At 72.5% G+C, this 14,468-nt stretch carries 17 protein-coding genes and 1 pseudogene; 2 read left to right on the forward strand and 16 right to left on the reverse strand.

What is annotated here, in order from left to right; all coding sequences use genetic code 11:
• Positions 1-4: 4 nt before the first annotated feature.
• Positions 5-3,583, reverse strand: coding sequence for an AAA family ATPase (locus WMF14_RS01760; protein WP_437798456.1), 3,579 nt, complete (start codon positions 3,581-3,583; stop codon positions 5-7).
• Positions 3,584-3,661: 78 nt separating this feature from the next.
• Positions 3,662-4,780 (reverse strand): cytochrome-c peroxidase, encoded by a 1,119-nt coding sequence (locus WMF14_RS01765; RefSeq protein ID WP_437798457.1) that lies wholly within the window; start codon positions 4,778-4,780, stop codon positions 3,662-3,664.
• 486 nt (positions 4,781-5,266) lie between these two features.
• Between WMF14_RS01765 and WMF14_RS01770 the strand changes: the two genes are divergently transcribed.
• Positions 5,267-6,106: an SDR family NAD(P)-dependent oxidoreductase gene (locus WMF14_RS01770; protein WP_437798458.1), complete on the forward strand. Its 840-nt coding sequence runs from the start codon at positions 5,267-5,269 to the stop codon at positions 6,104-6,106.
• A 165-nt stretch (positions 6,107-6,271) separates the two neighbouring features.
• Entirely contained in the window at positions 6,272-6,436 is a 165-nt protein-coding gene (gene rd / locus WMF14_RS01775; RefSeq protein WP_012232973.1) for a rubredoxin, read from the forward strand.
• Positions 6,437-7,287: 851 nt separating this feature from the next.
• Here rd and WMF14_RS01780 read toward each other — a convergent pair.
• The 14 genes and pseudogenes from WMF14_RS01780 to WMF14_RS01845 form a co-directional block, all read right to left on the reverse strand.
• Positions 7,288-7,863 (reverse strand): Uma2 family endonuclease, encoded by a 576-nt coding sequence (locus WMF14_RS01780; RefSeq protein ID WP_437798459.1) that lies wholly within the window; start codon positions 7,861-7,863, stop codon positions 7,288-7,290.
• Between the two features lie 4 nt (positions 7,864-7,867).
• Positions 7,868-8,722: a Uma2 family endonuclease gene (locus tag WMF14_RS01785; RefSeq protein ID WP_437798460.1), complete on the reverse strand. Its 855-nt coding sequence runs from the start codon at positions 8,720-8,722 to the stop codon at positions 7,868-7,870.
• Between the two features lie 155 nt (positions 8,723-8,877).
• Positions 8,878-9,285 carry a hypothetical protein gene (locus WMF14_RS01790; RefSeq protein ID WP_437798461.1) on the reverse strand — a complete coding sequence of 136 codons (408 nt, stop codon included), beginning with the start codon at positions 9,283-9,285 and terminating at the stop codon, positions 8,878-8,880.
• Positions 9,282-9,524: a hypothetical protein gene (locus tag WMF14_RS01795; RefSeq protein ID WP_437798462.1), complete on the reverse strand. Its 243-nt coding sequence runs from the start codon at positions 9,522-9,524 to the stop codon at positions 9,282-9,284. Before WMF14_RS01795 ends, WMF14_RS01790 begins: the two co-directional genes overlap by 4 nt.
• Positions 9,517-10,212, reverse strand: coding sequence for an AAA family ATPase (locus tag WMF14_RS01800; RefSeq protein ID WP_437798463.1), 696 nt, complete (start codon positions 10,210-10,212; stop codon positions 9,517-9,519). The genes WMF14_RS01795 and WMF14_RS01800 overlap by 8 nt, the downstream gene beginning before the upstream one ends.
• Positions 10,212-11,336: a tyrosine-type recombinase/integrase gene (locus WMF14_RS01805; RefSeq protein ID WP_437798464.1), complete on the reverse strand. Its 1,125-nt coding sequence runs from the start codon at positions 11,334-11,336 to the stop codon at positions 10,212-10,214. The genes WMF14_RS01800 and WMF14_RS01805 overlap by 1 nt, the downstream gene beginning before the upstream one ends.
• A 49-nt stretch (positions 11,337-11,385) precedes the next feature.
• Positions 11,386-11,619 (reverse strand): annotated as a pseudogene (locus tag WMF14_RS01810) (helix-turn-helix domain-containing protein); the annotation flags it as partial.
• A complete protein-coding gene (locus tag WMF14_RS01815; protein ID WP_437798465.1) occupies positions 11,535-11,789 on the reverse strand; it encodes a hypothetical protein in 255 nt (84 codons plus the stop codon). The gene WMF14_RS01815 and the pseudogene WMF14_RS01810, both read right to left, overlap by 85 nt.
• Positions 11,786-12,088: a hypothetical protein gene (locus tag WMF14_RS01820; protein WP_437798466.1), complete on the reverse strand. Its 303-nt coding sequence runs from the start codon at positions 12,086-12,088 to the stop codon at positions 11,786-11,788. Before WMF14_RS01820 ends, WMF14_RS01815 begins: the two co-directional genes overlap by 4 nt.
• Entirely contained in the window at positions 12,082-12,468 is a 387-nt protein-coding gene (locus tag WMF14_RS01825) for a hypothetical protein (protein WP_437798467.1), read from the reverse strand. The genes WMF14_RS01820 and WMF14_RS01825 overlap by 7 nt, the downstream gene beginning before the upstream one ends.
• Positions 12,469-12,657: 189 nt before the next feature.
• The gene (locus tag WMF14_RS01830) at positions 12,658-12,975 is read right to left on the reverse strand and encodes a hypothetical protein (RefSeq protein ID WP_437798468.1); all 318 of its coding nucleotides are present in this window, start codon (positions 12,973-12,975) and stop codon (positions 12,658-12,660) included.
• Positions 12,965-13,195 (reverse strand): hypothetical protein, encoded by a 231-nt coding sequence (locus tag WMF14_RS01835; protein WP_437798469.1) that lies wholly within the window; start codon positions 13,193-13,195, stop codon positions 12,965-12,967. Before WMF14_RS01835 ends, WMF14_RS01830 begins: the two co-directional genes overlap by 11 nt.
• Entirely contained in the window at positions 13,192-13,773 is a 582-nt protein-coding gene (locus WMF14_RS01840; RefSeq protein WP_437798470.1) for a hypothetical protein, read from the reverse strand. The genes WMF14_RS01835 and WMF14_RS01840 overlap by 4 nt, the downstream gene beginning before the upstream one ends.
• A 62-nt stretch (positions 13,774-13,835) precedes the next feature.
• Positions 13,836-14,324, reverse strand: a complete 489-nt coding sequence (locus tag WMF14_RS01845) for a helix-turn-helix domain-containing protein (RefSeq protein ID WP_437798471.1) — start codon at positions 14,322-14,324, stop codon at positions 13,836-13,838.
• Positions 14,325-14,468 lie beyond the last annotated feature (144 nt).

The following is a 14,468-nucleotide window of genomic DNA, read 5'->3' on the forward strand; positions in this document are numbered from 1 at the left end:
CAGGTCAGGCGTCGGGCAAATCATCCAGCGCCGCGCCGTCCCCGCCTGCGCTGAAGTACTCGCTCCGATCCAGCCCGCTCCCCTCGTCCTCGAACAGGAGCAGGTGCGTCAGCGCGACCTCGTCGAGCCGCTCCCAGTACCAGGCCGGATCCATCGCGATCCGCGCCCTGCGCCCCGCGATCAGCGCCGCGCCCTCGACCTCGTCGAGCTCGCGCGCGGCCGCCCCGCGCCGCCGCGCCGCGGCCGAGCCGGCGGGCGGCGGGGCGAGCGACCTGTGCTCCCACTGGTCCTCGGCGATGTCGGCCGCGTGCGCGACGAAGTGCACGAATACGTGCAGCCGGCCGTCGTCCGAAGCCTCGCCCGCGTCCCGCTTGCGCGCGACCACCCGGTGGAGCCCTCGCTCCAGCGAGAGGAACGCCCCGGCGTACGCGCCGGTGCAGCGGAGGAGCACGCTCCGGAACCCGCGCTTCGGCTTGTCGAGCGCCTCCAGCACGTCGCCCGGGGCGCGCGGCGGGCCCCACCGCCGGCTCGCGGGCCACGCGCCGTCGTTGGGCCCGGCCCGCTCGCCGTCGATGTGCAGCGTCGCGCTCCACCCGCGCCGCGGGAGCTGCCTGAGGAGCGGCGCGAGCCACCGCTCGAACGCCCCCGCGTCGAGCTCCTCCAGGATCAGCGTGATCGCGTCGCGCCGCGACTCGGTCGCGACGAGCGCGCGGGGCAGCACCTTGCGCACGCCGTCCCACGCCGCGCGCGCCTCGCCCGCGAGCCCGCGCACCTCCTCGCCCTCGAGCAGCGCCATCAGGGCGAGCTCTTCGACGCCGTGCATCTCCTCCTGCGCGCGCTCGATCTGCCCCCAGAGCTCGCTCAGCCGGTGGTGCTCCGCCTGCAGCGCCGCGGCGTCGATCTCCTTCCGCCGATCGCGCGACGGCCCGCTCGCGAGGCTCAGCTGCGTCAGCAGGAAGTCGATCTGCTCCTTGAGCTGCTCGAGCGGCCCGAGGCCCATCCACCGGTCCACCTCGCGCCGGAGCTCGCCGAGCTGCTCGACGCCGAACGCCTGCTGCGCCGCCTTCGCCGCGCGCCGCCGCCGCGCCACGAGGCGGAGCGCGGGCGTCTCGGCGCGGGCCACGACGGCGCCGTCGGCGGGCGCCGCCGCGTCAGGCTCGCCCGCCTCGGCCACCCACACCGTGAGCTCCCGCGCGTCGCCCCCGAGCTTCGCGAGCAGCCGCGCGAGCGGCGCCGCGAGGTGCTCCTCGACGTGCCGGCGCAGCGCCCGCGCCCCGTACGCCGGCGCGTGGCCGTCCTCGGCGAGCCGCGCGAGCGCCCGCTCCGACACCTCGAGCGCGACGCCCGCCTCCGACAGCCCGCGGCGCTGGGCGAGGCGCTGCGCCGTGAGGCGCGCGACCTCGGCGAGCTCCGCGCGGGTCAGCGCCCGGAACGGCACGACGCGATCGATGCGGTTCACGAACTCCTGCCGGAACGCGCCCGCGACGACGCGCTGGTAGTGCGCCTCGTCCAGCGCGGCCTGCTCCTCCGGCCGCTCCGCGCCCCGCTCGCCGGCGAACCCGGCCCGCGCGCGCCGCTCCGCCGCGCCGAGGTTCGAGGTCATGATCACGATCGCGTTGTGGAAGTACGCCGTCCTGCCGCGCGCGTCGGACAGGCGCCCCTCGCCGAGCACCTGCAGCAGGAGATCGAACACGGCCCGGTGGGCCTTCTCGATCTCGTCGAGCAGGAGCACGCAGAACGGCTGCTCGCGCACGCGCTGCGTGAGCAGCCCGCCCGCGCCGTCGGTCCCGCGGATCAGGCGATCGGCCGCGCCCTCGCTCGAGAACTCGCTCATGTCGAACCGCGAGAGCCGATCGGGCGAGCCGAAGAGCAGCGCGGCGAGCGCGCGGGCCAGCTCGGTCTTGCCGACGCCCGTCGGCCCCACGAAGAGGAACGCCGCGAGCGGCTTGTCCGGCGGCGAGAGCCCCGCCTTCACCACGGCGATCGTCTCGGCGAGCGCGCGCACCGCGCGCTCCTGCCCGACCACGCTCGCGCCGAGGCCGCGCGCCACGCGGTCGACGCGGAGCGGGAGATCGTCGCGCAGCAGGAACGCCGGCATCCCCGTGCGCATCGAGAACAGCTCGTAGAGATCGCCCCGCCCGAGCGTGACCGGCTCCCCCTGCGCTGTCCGCTCCCGCTCGTGCACGGCGCGCAGGTCCTCGTAGAGGCGGACCGCCTTGCCGGGAAACGCGCTGTACGGCAGGTAGCGCTCCGCCAGATCGACGAGCGCCGTCAGCGCGTCGGCCGCGACCGCGGGGCGGTGCGGCTCGACGCGGCCGTCGCGCTCGGCGCGCGCGCCGAGCGCCTTCCGGGTGCCTTCGGCCGAGAGCGGATCGATCCGGATGCGGCTCAGGCCCGCGAAGAACGCCCAGTGCCGCCCCTCGAGCGCGTCGAGCCGGTCGTCCCGGAGCTCGCACAGGACGCGCACCCGCCCCTCGTCGAGGTAGGGCCGCATCGCGCCGGCCAGGTCCACGTGCCCCCCGTCGACGCGCTCGGCCAGGAGGTCGTCGAGGTTCTCGAAGTAGAGCACCGCGTCGAGCGCGGCGGCGGCCTCCATCACGCCGTGGATGCGCTCCTGCCACTGCCCGAGCCCGCTCATGCCCGCGATGAGCTGCGCGCCCGACGTCGCGTAGACGAGCCGCGTCTGGCGGGCGACGTACGCCAGCGCCAGCGCGGTCTTCCCGGCGTGCTCCGGGCCCACGAGCAGCACGCCGAGGCGCTCCTCGCCGTCGAGCAGCGCCGCGAGGCGCGCGAGCTCCGCGTCGCGGCAGGCGAGCGGCGGCGTCGCGTGCGGGCTCCGCTGCGCCGCCACGTGGAGCGGCGTCGCCACCGCGACGAGCGTCTCCACCGCCTTCTTCCGCCTCGCGCGCTCCACGATCGAGGCGCCGCGCGGCCCGTGCCCGCCCGCGCGCTCGGGCTCGGGCAGCCGCGTGTGGAGCACCTCCAGGCGGTGCGCGCTCCCGGGCAGGAGCCCCAGGTGCTCCCACGTCGACAGGACCTGCGACGCGAGCAGCCGGCGCACCTCGTGCCGGATCGCCGCCTCGATCGGCTCGCCCGCCTCCACGTAGAACGCGTGCCCGAGGCTCGGCACGAGCACCCACGCGTCGCCATCGCCGCGCTCCGCCGGTGTCTCCGTCTGCCCGCGCCCGCTCAGCTCGCCGGCCGGCACGACGACGCAGGGGAAGCTCACCGGCACCTCGTTCCGCAGCTTGCGCGGCAGATCGTCGCGCGGGACGGCGACGCTCACGGAGAGGAGGCCCGTCCCTTGCGGGAACGAGAGCCGGGAGACCGCCTCGGGCCGGGCGCGTATGGCGTGCTCGCGCAGGAAGAGCTGCTGCTCGACGAGGACGTCCTCGTCGCGGCCGAAGCTCGCGACGTCCGGCGCCGCGACGGGGAAGGCGAGGCACGCGCCGTCGAAGCGCTCGCGCACGAAGACGAGCGCCCTCGAGGTGCGCCCCTCGCTCGCGTCGCGAGCCCCTTCCGCGGACGCGCCCGCTCCGTCCTCTGGAGCGGGCGCGGATCGTCCGTCGTCGCTGGAGCTCATGCTCATCCGAGAGGGCGGAGCAGAGCCGATCCGCCCTCCCGGCGCAATCAGGTGAACGGCGTGAACAGCGTGATCAGCTCACGTCGGGTCGGCCTTGGGCGTGGTCGGCCCGCTCTTGGGCAGCTCGGGCTGCTTGATGTAGTCGGTCGGGAGGTCGCCGGTGAGCGACTTGAGGAACGCGACGATGGACTTCACCTCTTCGGGCTTGGCCTCCACGCCGAGCTGGTGCCACGCCATCTTGGTCACGGTCTCGTCGAGCGTCGCGAGCGAGCCGTCGTGGAAGTACGGGAAGGTCTTCTCGACGTTCCTGAGGCTCGGGACGCGGAAGAAGAACTTGTCCTTCTCGTCCTTCGTGGCGTCGAAGCGCCCGTTGTCCTTGAGGCCGGGGTACTCCTTCACGAGGCCGAGCTTCTGGAACGTCGAGCCGCCGACGGCCACGCCCGTGTGGCAGGTCGGGCACCCGAGCGAGATGAACTTGTGGAAGCCGGCCTTCTCCTCGGCGGTAAGGGCCTTGTCGTCGCCGCCCAGGAACTTGTCGAAGCGCGACGGCGTGACCAGGCCGCGCTCGAACGCGCCGATCGCCTTGGCCATGTTGTCGTAGGTGATCGGCTCCTTGTCGTCGGGGAAGGCCGTCTTGAAGAGCTTCACGTAGTCGGGGATCGACTTGAGCGTCGTGATGACCCGCTTCTCGTCCGGCATGGCCATCTCGACCGGGTTCAGGATAGGCCCTTTGGCCTGGTCCTCGAGCGTGGCCGCGCGGCCGTCCCAGAACTGGGCGACGTGGAAGCCCGCGTTGTACGCAGAGGGCGAGTTGCGGCCGCCGAGCTGGCCCTTGTGCCCGGAGGAGAACTGCTTGTTGTCGACGCCGTAGGTCGAGAGGCCATGACACGAGTTGCAGGAGAGCTCTTGGTTCTTCGAGAGGCGCGTCTCGTACCACAGCATCCTTCCCAGGGTCACCTTGTCATCGGTGATCGGGTTCTTGTCGCTCTCGAATTTGGCGGGCAGGACCTTGAAGGACTTGACGTCCTTCGGATCGAAGACGAGCGGCTTCACGTCGCTTGTCGCCGCTGCGGTCGCGGCCGGCTTTGCCGTGTTCGAGGCCGGGGGGGCCTTGTGCTCGTAATCCGCGGATCGTTCGCAGGCGCCCAGCCCGGCGGCGAGGAAGAGCGCACTGATGAGAGATGAGGGCCAACGCATGAGGTCTCCTGGCTCGTGAGGACGCCGTCCACGGTATGAGAGAGCCGCCGTGGACGTCAACGCGCGCCGCGGCCGCGCCGTCGGGCGCGCTCGCCGGCCAAGGCGCGGTGCTGGCGGCGGTCGCGGGGGCGCCTCCGGGGTGATGCATGTTACCGGTCGGCTGCGACTCGCGGTCTCGAAGGTAGCGCAATGGATGTCGAGGTGCCTCCTGCGCGCCTATCTCCTCCGAGGTGCGCTTCTCCGCTTCGCCCAATTTCTCCGAGATGCCGCGCGGCGCGCTCGCGCGGCCTGCGGGGTGTGGTGGGTGGGCTGCGGGAGGGCGGAAGCGTGGGAGCGCGGAAACGCCGGATAACGGAAGCGCGGAAACGCGGAAACGCCGGATAGCGGAAGCGCGGGAGGGCGGAAGCGCGGGACCGTGGGCGACACGAGGCCGGCCGGCGAGGGGCCCCTTGCGCGCCCGGGGGGCGCCGGGCAACCCTTCCGGCCGTGCAATCGCCGATCGACAGCGGGGTCGTGCTCATCACCGGCGCGTCGTCGGGCATCGGCCGCGCGCTGGCGCACGAGATCGCCCATCGCGCCCGGGCGCTCGTGCTCGTCGCGCGCCGCAAGGATCGCCTGGAGGCGCTGCGCGCCGAGCTCGTCGCGGCGCGCCCGGCGCTCGCCGTGCTCGTCTTCGGCTGCGACGTCACCGATCGGGCCGCGGTCGACGCGATGCTGCTCGCCGTCGAGGCCGAGGTCGGGGGGGTCGACGTCCTCGTCAACAACGCCGGCTTCGGCGACCTCGGCGTGTTCGACCTGTCCGCGTGGTCGCGCACCGAGCAGATGATCGCGCTGAACGTGACGAGCCTCGCGTACCTCACGCACCGGCTCGTCGGCCCGATGGTGTCGCGCGGGCGCGGCGCGATCGCCAACGTGAGCTCCGGCTTCGGGATGACGTTCGGGCCCGGGATGGCCTCGTACGTCGGCACGAAGCACTTCGTCACGAGCTTTACCGAAGCGCTCCGCCTCGACCTCGCCGGCACCGGCGTGCGGGTGACGCAGGTCTGTCCGGGGCCCGTGAGGACCGAGTTCAACGAGGTGGCCGGCAACTTCACGGGCCTCGAGCCTCCAGCGCTCCTCTCGATCTCCCCGGAGCGCTGCGCGCGCACGCTGGTCCGCGCGGTGGACCGCGGCCGCGCGCTCGTGGTGCCCGGGGTGGTGGCGTGGCTCGTCATCCATCTCGGCGTCATCTGCCCGCGGTGGGTGCTCCGGCTCGCCTACTGGCCGATCGCGCGCGTGTTGCGGAAGAAGCAGCTCGCGGTGCGCGGCGCTCCGGCGCCGCCGTGAGGCGCCCGCCCCTCGGGCCCGCGATCGGCGGGGCGGCGCGCCGAGGCGCGGGACCTGGGCGCCGCGGCGAGAGCTGCGGTGCGGACCAGAAGGTTCATCTGCGGTCGTGTCCGCCCTCGTGGTAGCGTCTTGCGCCGCTCGTCGAGCTCCTGAGGAGGACCACGGATGAAGAAATATCGGTGTCTGGTGTGCGGATTCGTCTATGACCCGGGGGTCGGTGACCCCGACACCGGCATCGCGCCCGGGACCTCGTTCGAGGACCTGCCCGACTCCTGGATGTGCCCGGAGTGCGGCGCGACCAAGGCCGATTTCGAGCCGATCGACGAGTGAGCGATCCGAGCCTCCGCGCCGTCTCGGCGAGCCGAGCGCCAGGCAGCGCGGAGGCGCCGGCAGCGTGAGCCCATCGGCCGCGCGGCCTCTGCGCGCCGAGGAGCGCATCGGATCGCGCCGCGCGCCGCCCCCGTGGGCGCTCCATCTCATCGACCGCGGAGCGACATGACTCACGCGGCGCTGTGAGCGCCATCCGCAGCCGCGCGGGAGCTCAGCGCAGCGAGGCACACGGCGCTGTCGACGAGCGCCCCGCACCGGGAGCTCAGCGCGCTGCGAGCTGACCCGGCGCGGATGAAAACACCCCTTCGGGCGTCATTGCGCAATCGCGTGAGCTCGCACGCTCTACGCGGACCGCTTCTCATGAAGCCGCACGCTCTCGAGCGAAGAGCGATTGCGGGGAGGACGAAGAAGAACGGTTAAGAAAGAGAACTGAGCTGCTTCGAGGGTGGACCTGACAGGGATCGAACCTGCGACCTCTAGAGTGCGATTATACTGGTCACCGTGGCAGGGCCAGATTTAGCGGCGTTTTTCGGCCACCGGAGCCCTCAGAGGCCACAGCGGGAATGCGGAGCCTGGCCAGATCCTGGCCAGGCCGGGTCGCGCTTCGACCCTCCTCGGGACGAGCAGACGGTCGGCGCGCGCGGCCCTGTGAGCAGCCCCGTGCTACGCTCCGCTCGCGCGTCCGCGTGCTGTCCGCCGCCGGGTGCGCCGCATCGACGAGTCCAAAGGGCTGTGACACGGCCAGCCACGTCGATGCGGCGCCGGCGGATCGCCAAGCGAGTAGGGGGCCGAGCTCGGCGGCTGTCCCCGAAAGACGCTGCGCCGCCCAGCAACGCGCCGCCGGCCTACTCCTACTTCGCCCAGAGTGCGGCGAGGTCGAGCTCGATCGCCTGGAACGGCGCGATGCGCAGGCGCGCCGCTTCCCGGTGCGTTCCAACCAGAGCCCAGGCACCGCTCGGGAGCAGCGTGTGCGCTTCGAGCGTCCGCTTGCGAGGATCGACGAGCCATGCGTGCCGCACGCCTTCGCGCGCGTAGACGTGCATCTTCAGCTCGCGCTTCAGCTCCTCGGTCGACTCGGTCAAGACGTCGCAGACCCAGTCCGGCGCCAGCTCGACGTAGGCCGTCTCGGGGAGCTCGGGCATGCGCTCGCGGCGCCAGCCCACGAGGTCCGGCACGAGCACGTCCGAGTCATCCGGCGAGCTCGGGTCGGGGAAGTGCAGTTCGGGCCCGTTCAGAATCCACCAGCCCCCGGGTCGATCCAACGGGCCGAGCTCGACGAGAAGAGCTCCCCTCGCATTGGCGTGCCGCGGCGCGCCGCGAGAGGTCACGTGCAGCTCGCCGCCGATGAGCTCCGCCACCTTGTGCGGCGGAACCGCCTCGAGGTCGGCGTACGTCGCGCGGCGGTGCTTCTCGGCAGGCTGGCCCATGCCCTCAGCTCCCGCGGGCCTTCTCCGAGAGGTCGATGGCCTCGGCGGCGCCTGAGGCGGTTGCCGCGTGTCGGAGCCAGTGATTCAGCTGCGCGAGGTCGGTGCAACGTGACACCTCCGCGCGCACCCGCTCAGACGCGTCGAGGCCGCGCGCTTCGAGGACCGCGAGCACCGCATCACGGGCCGCGACCAGCCTCTCGTCGTGCAGGGCCTGCGCGATCGCCGGCGGCCGTTTCAGCAGCATCGCCTCGGCGACGGCGTTATCGGCGCTCGCGGCGTCGAGCAGCGCGCGGACGGGCAGCGGCCGCACGAGGCAGCGATCCTCGATGACGGCGTCGTTCGACAACGGCGCCCAGTTGTTGTTCGCGCGCGACCACTCGAAAGTGCTCGACTGCTTGAGGACCAGGCAGAAGACGCGGCGCACGCCGCGCCGGACGAGCTCGCGAGCCTTGGTTGTGGGCACGCTCATGGCCTGCTCGCTCGCGACCTCGAACGCGAGCTCCTCGAGGCGCCGCCCGCCGGTCGCGGGGTCAGGGTCTGCCGGAAAGATGCTCACGTCGGGGGCGAAGTCCGACTCGGCCGACGTGCGCGTGAGCATGTCGACCGCCGCCGTGTAGCCCGGCGCCACGTAGGCTCGGATCACATGAGCGAGGTCACAGTGGCGCGTCGCATGCGGCGCGTCGGCGGGCGCCGCGATGAGCTTCTTTCCGCCCAGGTACTCGACGCGCGACTCGGGTGGCGCCAGGCGATCATCGACGCGCGGCTCGCGGTACGCTCGCTGCGCTGGGAAGGCCGCGGCGACCCCGCCGGCGGCGTGGGGAGGGCAGGCCAGGCTCATCGGCGGGCGGCGCGGATCCATGGGTTCAAGCGTAGCCGATGGTCCAAATGGTACAAATGGTACATTTGTACCATCGGGATCCGCCCACGCGGGCCTCGGTCGGGCTCCCTGGCGCACGAAGGAATGCCTCCCAGGTGAGCCCCTCCTCGGCCCCGGGGGGCCTTGCCGAGAGCTCATCAGCCGCTCGCCTCCGTGTCGTTCAGGGGGCCGCTGAGGTCGACCGCCTCGACGGCGCTCGTCGCTGTGACGGCGCGCCGGAGCCAGCGCTTAAGCTGCGCGAGGTCGGCGCAACGCGACACCTCGACGCGTACCGACTCGGAAACATCCAAACCGCGTGCCACGAGCACGTCGAGCACGACTTCGCGGGCCTCCGCGAGCCTCTCGTCGTGCAGGGCCTGCACGATCGCCGGTGGCCGCTTCAGCAGCATCGCCTCGGCGACGGCGTCGTCGGCGCTCGCGGCACAGGCCCGACTTGCGCCGTCCCGGCTGCGCCCCTTGACCGCCTGCCGGTAGCCCGGCGCGAGATGCGCCTGCAGCACGTTCGCCAGGTGCTCAATCGCGCGGTCCTTCTCTTCGTCGCTCATTCGTGCTTCTCGAGGTCGACGAGGTCCACCTCGATGCCCGCGTCGCGCGCCCAGAGGAGCACCATGCGCCGCATGCTCATCCCCTGGGCGGCGGCCCCGCGCTTGAACGCCAGCCGCGTTTTCTCGGTGACCATGATCTTGAGCGGGACCTGGTCTCCCTCGCCGAGGAACCGGCGCGCTTCCTCCGCCGCGGCCGCGCGCGCCTCGCTCGGCCTCGTGGGCCTCAACGGCTCAGCCATCCGTCGCCTCCCTCCGCCCCGCGAGCGCGCGCCACACCGCCAGGAGCTCGGCCGCGGCCGGGCCGCCCGGCGCGGTCGTGAGCACCGACTCGCCCGCGAGCGCGGCGTCGCTGAACGCGACGCGCGCGCCGATGCTCGGCGCGAGCTCGCCGACCGACCGCAGCGCCTCGAGGGCGGCGCGCCCGCCGCGCGTGCGCTCGTTCACGGCGTTCAGCACGAAGAGCCGCCGGGCCCGCGGGCGCTGCATCTCGTCGCGCGCCAGGTCGGCGGAGTCGAGGAGCGCCAGCGTATCGGCGGCGGCCCACCAGTCGAAGGCCCCAGGGCGCAGCGGTACGAGCACCACGTCAGCGGCGAGCGCCGCGGAGCGCGTGACGTCGCCGAGCCGCGGCGGACCGTCCAGCACGGCGACGTCGTAGCCCGCGGTGAGCTCGCGAAATCGGGGCAGGTTGAGCGCGCGGTCCGCCTTCGCGCACGCCAGGCCGTCGAGCCTGCTCGACGCCTCACGGGTGGCGCTCCAGTCGAGCGCGGACCCCTGCGCGTCGAGGTCGAGCAGCAGCGTCCGGCGCCCCTCCAGGTGCGCCGCGGCCGCGAGGTTCACGGCGAGGGTCGTCTTGCCCACGCCCCCCTTCTGGTTGACCACCGCGAGCGTGAGCCTCGGCATCCTGGCTCCCTTCGGCACGTTGTCCATCAGCTCCACCTCCGCCGCGCCTCGGCGGCCGCTGCGCCCACGCTCGGCACGAGCGAGACGGCGCCGCGCGCCCGCTCCAGGTGCTCCGGGAGCAGGTGCGCATAGAGCTTCGAGGTCCTCGTCTCGCTGTGCCCTAGCAGCTGGGACAGCAGGTACATGTCGGGCAGCGCCTTGAGGAAGTGCGCCGCGAACGTGTGCCGCGCGGTGTGCGGGCCGCCGCGCAGGCCCTTCGCTCCGCAGAGGCAGGCCCGCTGGTGGTCGGTCCAGACAGGGCACGCGCGGTCGTGCCCCGCAGCGCGCCGCGCGCGGTCGAACTGGAGCTTCGGCCAGCAGCGCCAGCGGCTGCCGGTGCTGCATGGGAACACCCATCGCGACGAGCGCCGCTCGCGCCGCAGCCACGGCAGCAGCGCCTCTCCGATGGGCACCTCCCGAGGCTCGTTGTCCTTCGGCTGCCACTCCGCGTTCGGCCAGATGCGGATGTGGCCGCGCTCGATGTCGACCTGCTCCCACGTCAGGGCGAGGGCCTCCCCCTTCCGGCAGCCCGTGTTCACCAGGAAGACCACGACCGGCAGCAGCTCGGGCGACAGCTCCTCGAGGGCCTCGTAGAGCGCGCTGATCTGCCCCTCGGTCCAGTACGTCACGCGCCCCCGGCCACGGACGGGCAGCGGCTGGATGTTGAACCGGGCGATCGGCACCGGGATCTCTCGCGCGTACGTGCTGACGGCCTGGAGCACGGCGAGCTCGTTGTTGATCGTGCGCGCCTGCTTGCCGTCCGCGAGCCGCCGGCGCTTGTACGCCTCGACGCTCTCGGTCGTGATCGCGGTGAGGCGCAGCTCGCCGAAGTGCTCGATGAGCGTCGCGAGCTGGTAGGCGCGCACCTTCCACGTGGAGGGCCTGAGGTGCATCTCAGCGTGAGGGCGGTACCGGACCAAGCAGAAGTCGCAGAACCTTGGAGCGGCTCTGACCTCCGCGGGCTCGCCCGCCTCGATCTCGACGCGCTTTCTCGCCTCGAACGCCTCCGCCTGCGCCTTCGGCCCCGTGACGATCCACTCCCTCTGCCGACCCCGAATCGAGATCACCACGCGCCACGTCCCGCGGCGCCCGGTCTTTGGATAGACGGGCATGTCCACCTCGTTGGCCGGCAGCCTCCGGCGAGAAGAGCGCCACGATACCCCACTCCGGGATCCGCCATCGCTGGCCGACCCGCGTCGCTCCCGGAATGGCCTCGCGCTCGCAGAGGCGCACCACCGTCTTCGCCGACACGCGCAGGATCGCGGCCGCTTCGCGGGGCGTGAGGATCCTCGGGGGCGCGGCCGGGGCGCTCACCGGACCTCCACCGAGAGCGCGAGCGTGAGCGCGAGCGCCAACAGCGCTTCGTCGTAGTCCCTCGCCCTCGTCCGCGCGCACGCCGCGGCATCGGCGCAATGCTCCCCCGCGGCGGCCTCGCACACGTCGCACGGCTCCGCGGGGGGATCGACGTCGCAGTAGTGCCGGCCCGCGTGCCCGGCGGGCATGTGGCACCGCAGCCCGCGAGGCCCCAGGCTCGCGCAGGCCGTCACCATGACGTGGCGGCTCATCGCGCGAGCTCCGACGCCGCGGACGACGGCTCCCGGGCCGTCGGACCCACCAGCCACTGCACGAGCGCCGCGGCCCCTTGCAGCGCCTTCTCCAGCGCCAAGTACGCGGCGGCCGGCAGCGGCACCTCGCCAGAGATGCCGACGATGTGCCGGCCGTTGAAGCGCCCGGTGTCGACCACCTCGCCGCGCCGCTCGATCTGCAGCCCACCGCCCGTCGTCAGCCCGGCCGAGTAGCCGATGCCGTCGACCTCGACATAGACGCGCACGATCGCCTGGTCCACGAGCACCTCGGTCACCATGACCAGCCCCCCCGGTTCGGGTTGCTGAGCGCCGGCACCGGACCCACGAGCCGCCACGGCCTGTCCGGGTCTCGCGTCACCGGCGTCGCGACGAACGCCGCCCCGTCGAATGCGGTCAAGAACTCCTTCTTGTCGGGGCCGTTGTAGACCAGCCTCCCCGACACCGGGAACTCGACCACGTACAAGCCGTCGCTGATCTCCTTGCACGCGACGCCGCGCGAGCGCAGCGGCGTCGGATCCTCGACGTAGTAGACCCCGTAGTGGCCTGAAGGCACCTCGCGAAAGGCCTCGCGGAGCCCGCGCCACCACCGCACGAGCCTCACACCCAACCAGCCCACGAGCACGCACGCGGACACCACGAGCACGGCTAGCTCGAACATCTGGACCTCCGTTGTCGACCTCGCGCGCGGTGGGCCCTGCGCCAACCGCGCAACCGGAACACGCGCGTCAGCGCGCAGACGCTCTGACGACCCCCGCCGTCGCCGCACGAGCCACCTCACGACGTCGTAGGTGACGAGCACAGCGAGCACGGCGAACAGCACCCCCGCCACAAGCCCCTCCTGTCGCGTCTATGAGGGCTTTTCGCGCCCCGACCCGCGCGCGCCCTGGAGCGGCACCTCGAGGAGCTCCGCGCCGGTCTTGTGCGCCAGCATCTGGACCACCCCGTTGAACACCCGGACTCTCGGGACGCCGCTCTGGAGGGCGATCTCGAGCGCAACGAACACGAGCAACAGCGTCGCCGCCATGGCGTTGTCCTCGTTCTGCGCAATGCCCCTCGCGCGCGTGAACTCCGCCACGGTATCGGTCACGACGCGTCCCAGCCCGTCCGGCCACGCCTGCTCCCGCTGCGTCCAGACTAGGCGCCACCCCCGATCCTCACCCGGCATGGTCGGTCTCCTCCCGCCGGCCCTGCCGGCGCTCCTCGCTCTCCAGCCCTTCGCGCGCCTGCGCGAGCTCCGCTGGTGAGAGCTCGTCGTTCCAGGGGGCGCAGGCGTCGCAGTCGAGGTACCGCAGCGCCCCGTCCGGCAGCTGCACCACGGCGATGCGGCGCGCGCCCCCGTCGCGCTCGACGTCCATCGGGTAGACCACGACGGGCGTCCGGTTCACGGCGCCCCCGTCGAGGGCGCGCTGGCCCCTGAGCCGCCGCAGTCCCGGCAGCGCCCCGCGACGCAGCCGCAGATCGCCTGGCCCGGGGCGGCGCCGACTACCTCGGCGCTGCCGGGAATGCGGCGGCCAGCGACGACGATCGCATCCCAGCCGCACCGCAGGCACAGCCCTGAGCCGCGGCATCCCTCGCACGGCGTCGGCGGCGGTACCGCGCCCCACTCCGCGCGGAGATCCGCCAGCCGCTGCTCCGAAGCACGCAGCTCGGCGGTGACCCGCGCCAGCTCCTCGGTGAGGCGCTGGCGTTCCTGCTCCTCGCGGTCGAGCCGCTGCCCCAGCGTCAGCGGCGGCGCGGCGCTGCCGCCGTCGGCAGGGGCGACGCGCCAGCCAACACCGTCGCAGACGGCGCAGTCGCCGCCGTTGCACGCGACGCAGAGCCCTCCACCCTGCCGGCGGCCGAAGCCGCTGCAGTTGCTGCACAGGCCGGACCCCGCGCACGCGCTGCAGCGCTCTTCAGCATCTGCCGGGTAGCTCGGAGGGGCCGGATCCGTGGGGCGGTCGTCGGAAGGAACTGCGTCCATCGAGACCAAGCGTACGGTTCTATTTTGTACGTGTCAACTTGTACGTACAAGTTGGGCGCTTGCTAGCTGGTCTTCTTCTTACGCACGTGCGTACCTGGGCTCGATGCCGTTTGGAGCTCCGCCAGCTGTCCGAGCAGTTCGCGCTGGACCTCGATGAGCTTCTCTCCGTAGGCGCGAGGCGGGAGCTCGGTCGGCTGGCCTCGGGCCCACGCTCGGACGCGCGTGATTGCCTCCGTGGAGACGGCGTCGCCCATGTATGCAACCGCGATATCGAACGGACTCATCGTGGACTCGTGGGTGGAGCGGCCCTGCTTGATGAGCTCTATGGTCTCCTGCAGGTCAGCGTGCCCATCCAGGTAGGCGTTGATTTGGGCGAGCGTCACGCCGAACCCGTCAGCCAGGGCCTCGCGTATCGCCAGCGAGCTCCCCTTGTTGCTTCCCTTCTCCAGGCGAGGAAGCTCAGTGCGTCGGAGGCCTGATCTCTCCGCCAGCTCCTCCTGGGTCAGCTGCATGGCCTTCCGGAGGGCCTTGAGTCGTTCCGCGAGCGTCACGCCGCCGACGGTACCGGGACCGGACTGTAGCACAATTCCCGACCCTGTTCGTACAAGTTGACACGTTCAAACTTGTACCTTAGCGTCTTGCTGTGCCTGTTCATCGTCCTACCGATGGCGCCCGCGAGCTCCGGGCGTACCTCA

The organism is Sorangium sp. So ce693 (assembly GCF_051521375.1).
Lineage (GTDB): Bacteria > Myxococcota_A > Polyangia > Polyangiales > Polyangiaceae > Sorangium > Sorangium atrum.

Bases quoted from the DNA above. Each gene is read 5' to 3' on its own strand.
- WMF14_RS01760 (WP_437798456.1), bottom strand. From the start codon at position 3,583: ATGAGCTCCAGCGACGACGGACGATCCGCGCCCGCTCCAGAGGACGGA.
- WMF14_RS01765 (WP_437798457.1), bottom strand. From the start codon at position 4,780: ATGCGTTGGCCCTCATCTCTCATCAGTGCGCTCTTCCTCGCCGCCGGG.
- rd (WP_012232973.1), top strand. From the start codon at position 6,272: ATGAAGAAATATCGGTGTCTGGTGTGCGGATTCGTCTATGACCCGGGG.
- WMF14_RS01780 (WP_437798459.1), bottom strand. From the start codon at position 7,863: ATGGGCCAGCCTGCCGAGAAGCACCGCCGCGCGACGTACGCCGACCTC.
- WMF14_RS01785 (WP_437798460.1), bottom strand. From the start codon at position 8,722: ATGGATCCGCGCCGCCCGCCGATGAGCCTGGCCTGCCCTCCCCACGCC.
- WMF14_RS01790 (WP_437798461.1), bottom strand. From the start codon at position 9,285: ATGAGCGACGAAGAGAAGGACCGCGCGATTGAGCACCTGGCGAACGTG.
- WMF14_RS01795 (WP_437798462.1), bottom strand. From the start codon at position 9,524: ATGGCTGAGCCGTTGAGGCCCACGAGGCCGAGCGAGGCGCGCGCGGCC.
- WMF14_RS01800 (WP_437798463.1), bottom strand. From the start codon at position 10,212: ATGGACAACGTGCCGAAGGGAGCCAGGATGCCGAGGCTCACGCTCGCG.
- WMF14_RS01805 (WP_437798464.1), bottom strand. From the start codon at position 11,336: ATGCCCGTCTATCCAAAGACCGGGCGCCGCGGGACGTGGCGCGTGGTG.
- WMF14_RS01815 (WP_437798465.1), bottom strand. From the start codon at position 11,789: ATGAGCCGCCACGTCATGGTGACGGCCTGCGCGAGCCTGGGGCCTCGC.
- WMF14_RS01820 (WP_437798466.1), bottom strand. From the start codon at position 12,088: ATGGTGACCGAGGTGCTCGTGGACCAGGCGATCGTGCGCGTCTATGTC.
- WMF14_RS01825 (WP_437798467.1), bottom strand. From the start codon at position 12,468: ATGTTCGAGCTAGCCGTGCTCGTGGTGTCCGCGTGCGTGCTCGTGGGC.
- WMF14_RS01830 (WP_437798468.1), bottom strand. From the start codon at position 12,975: ATGCCGGGTGAGGATCGGGGGTGGCGCCTAGTCTGGACGCAGCGGGAG.
- WMF14_RS01840 (WP_437798470.1), bottom strand. From the start codon at position 13,773: ATGGACGCAGTTCCTTCCGACGACCGCCCCACGGATCCGGCCCCTCCG.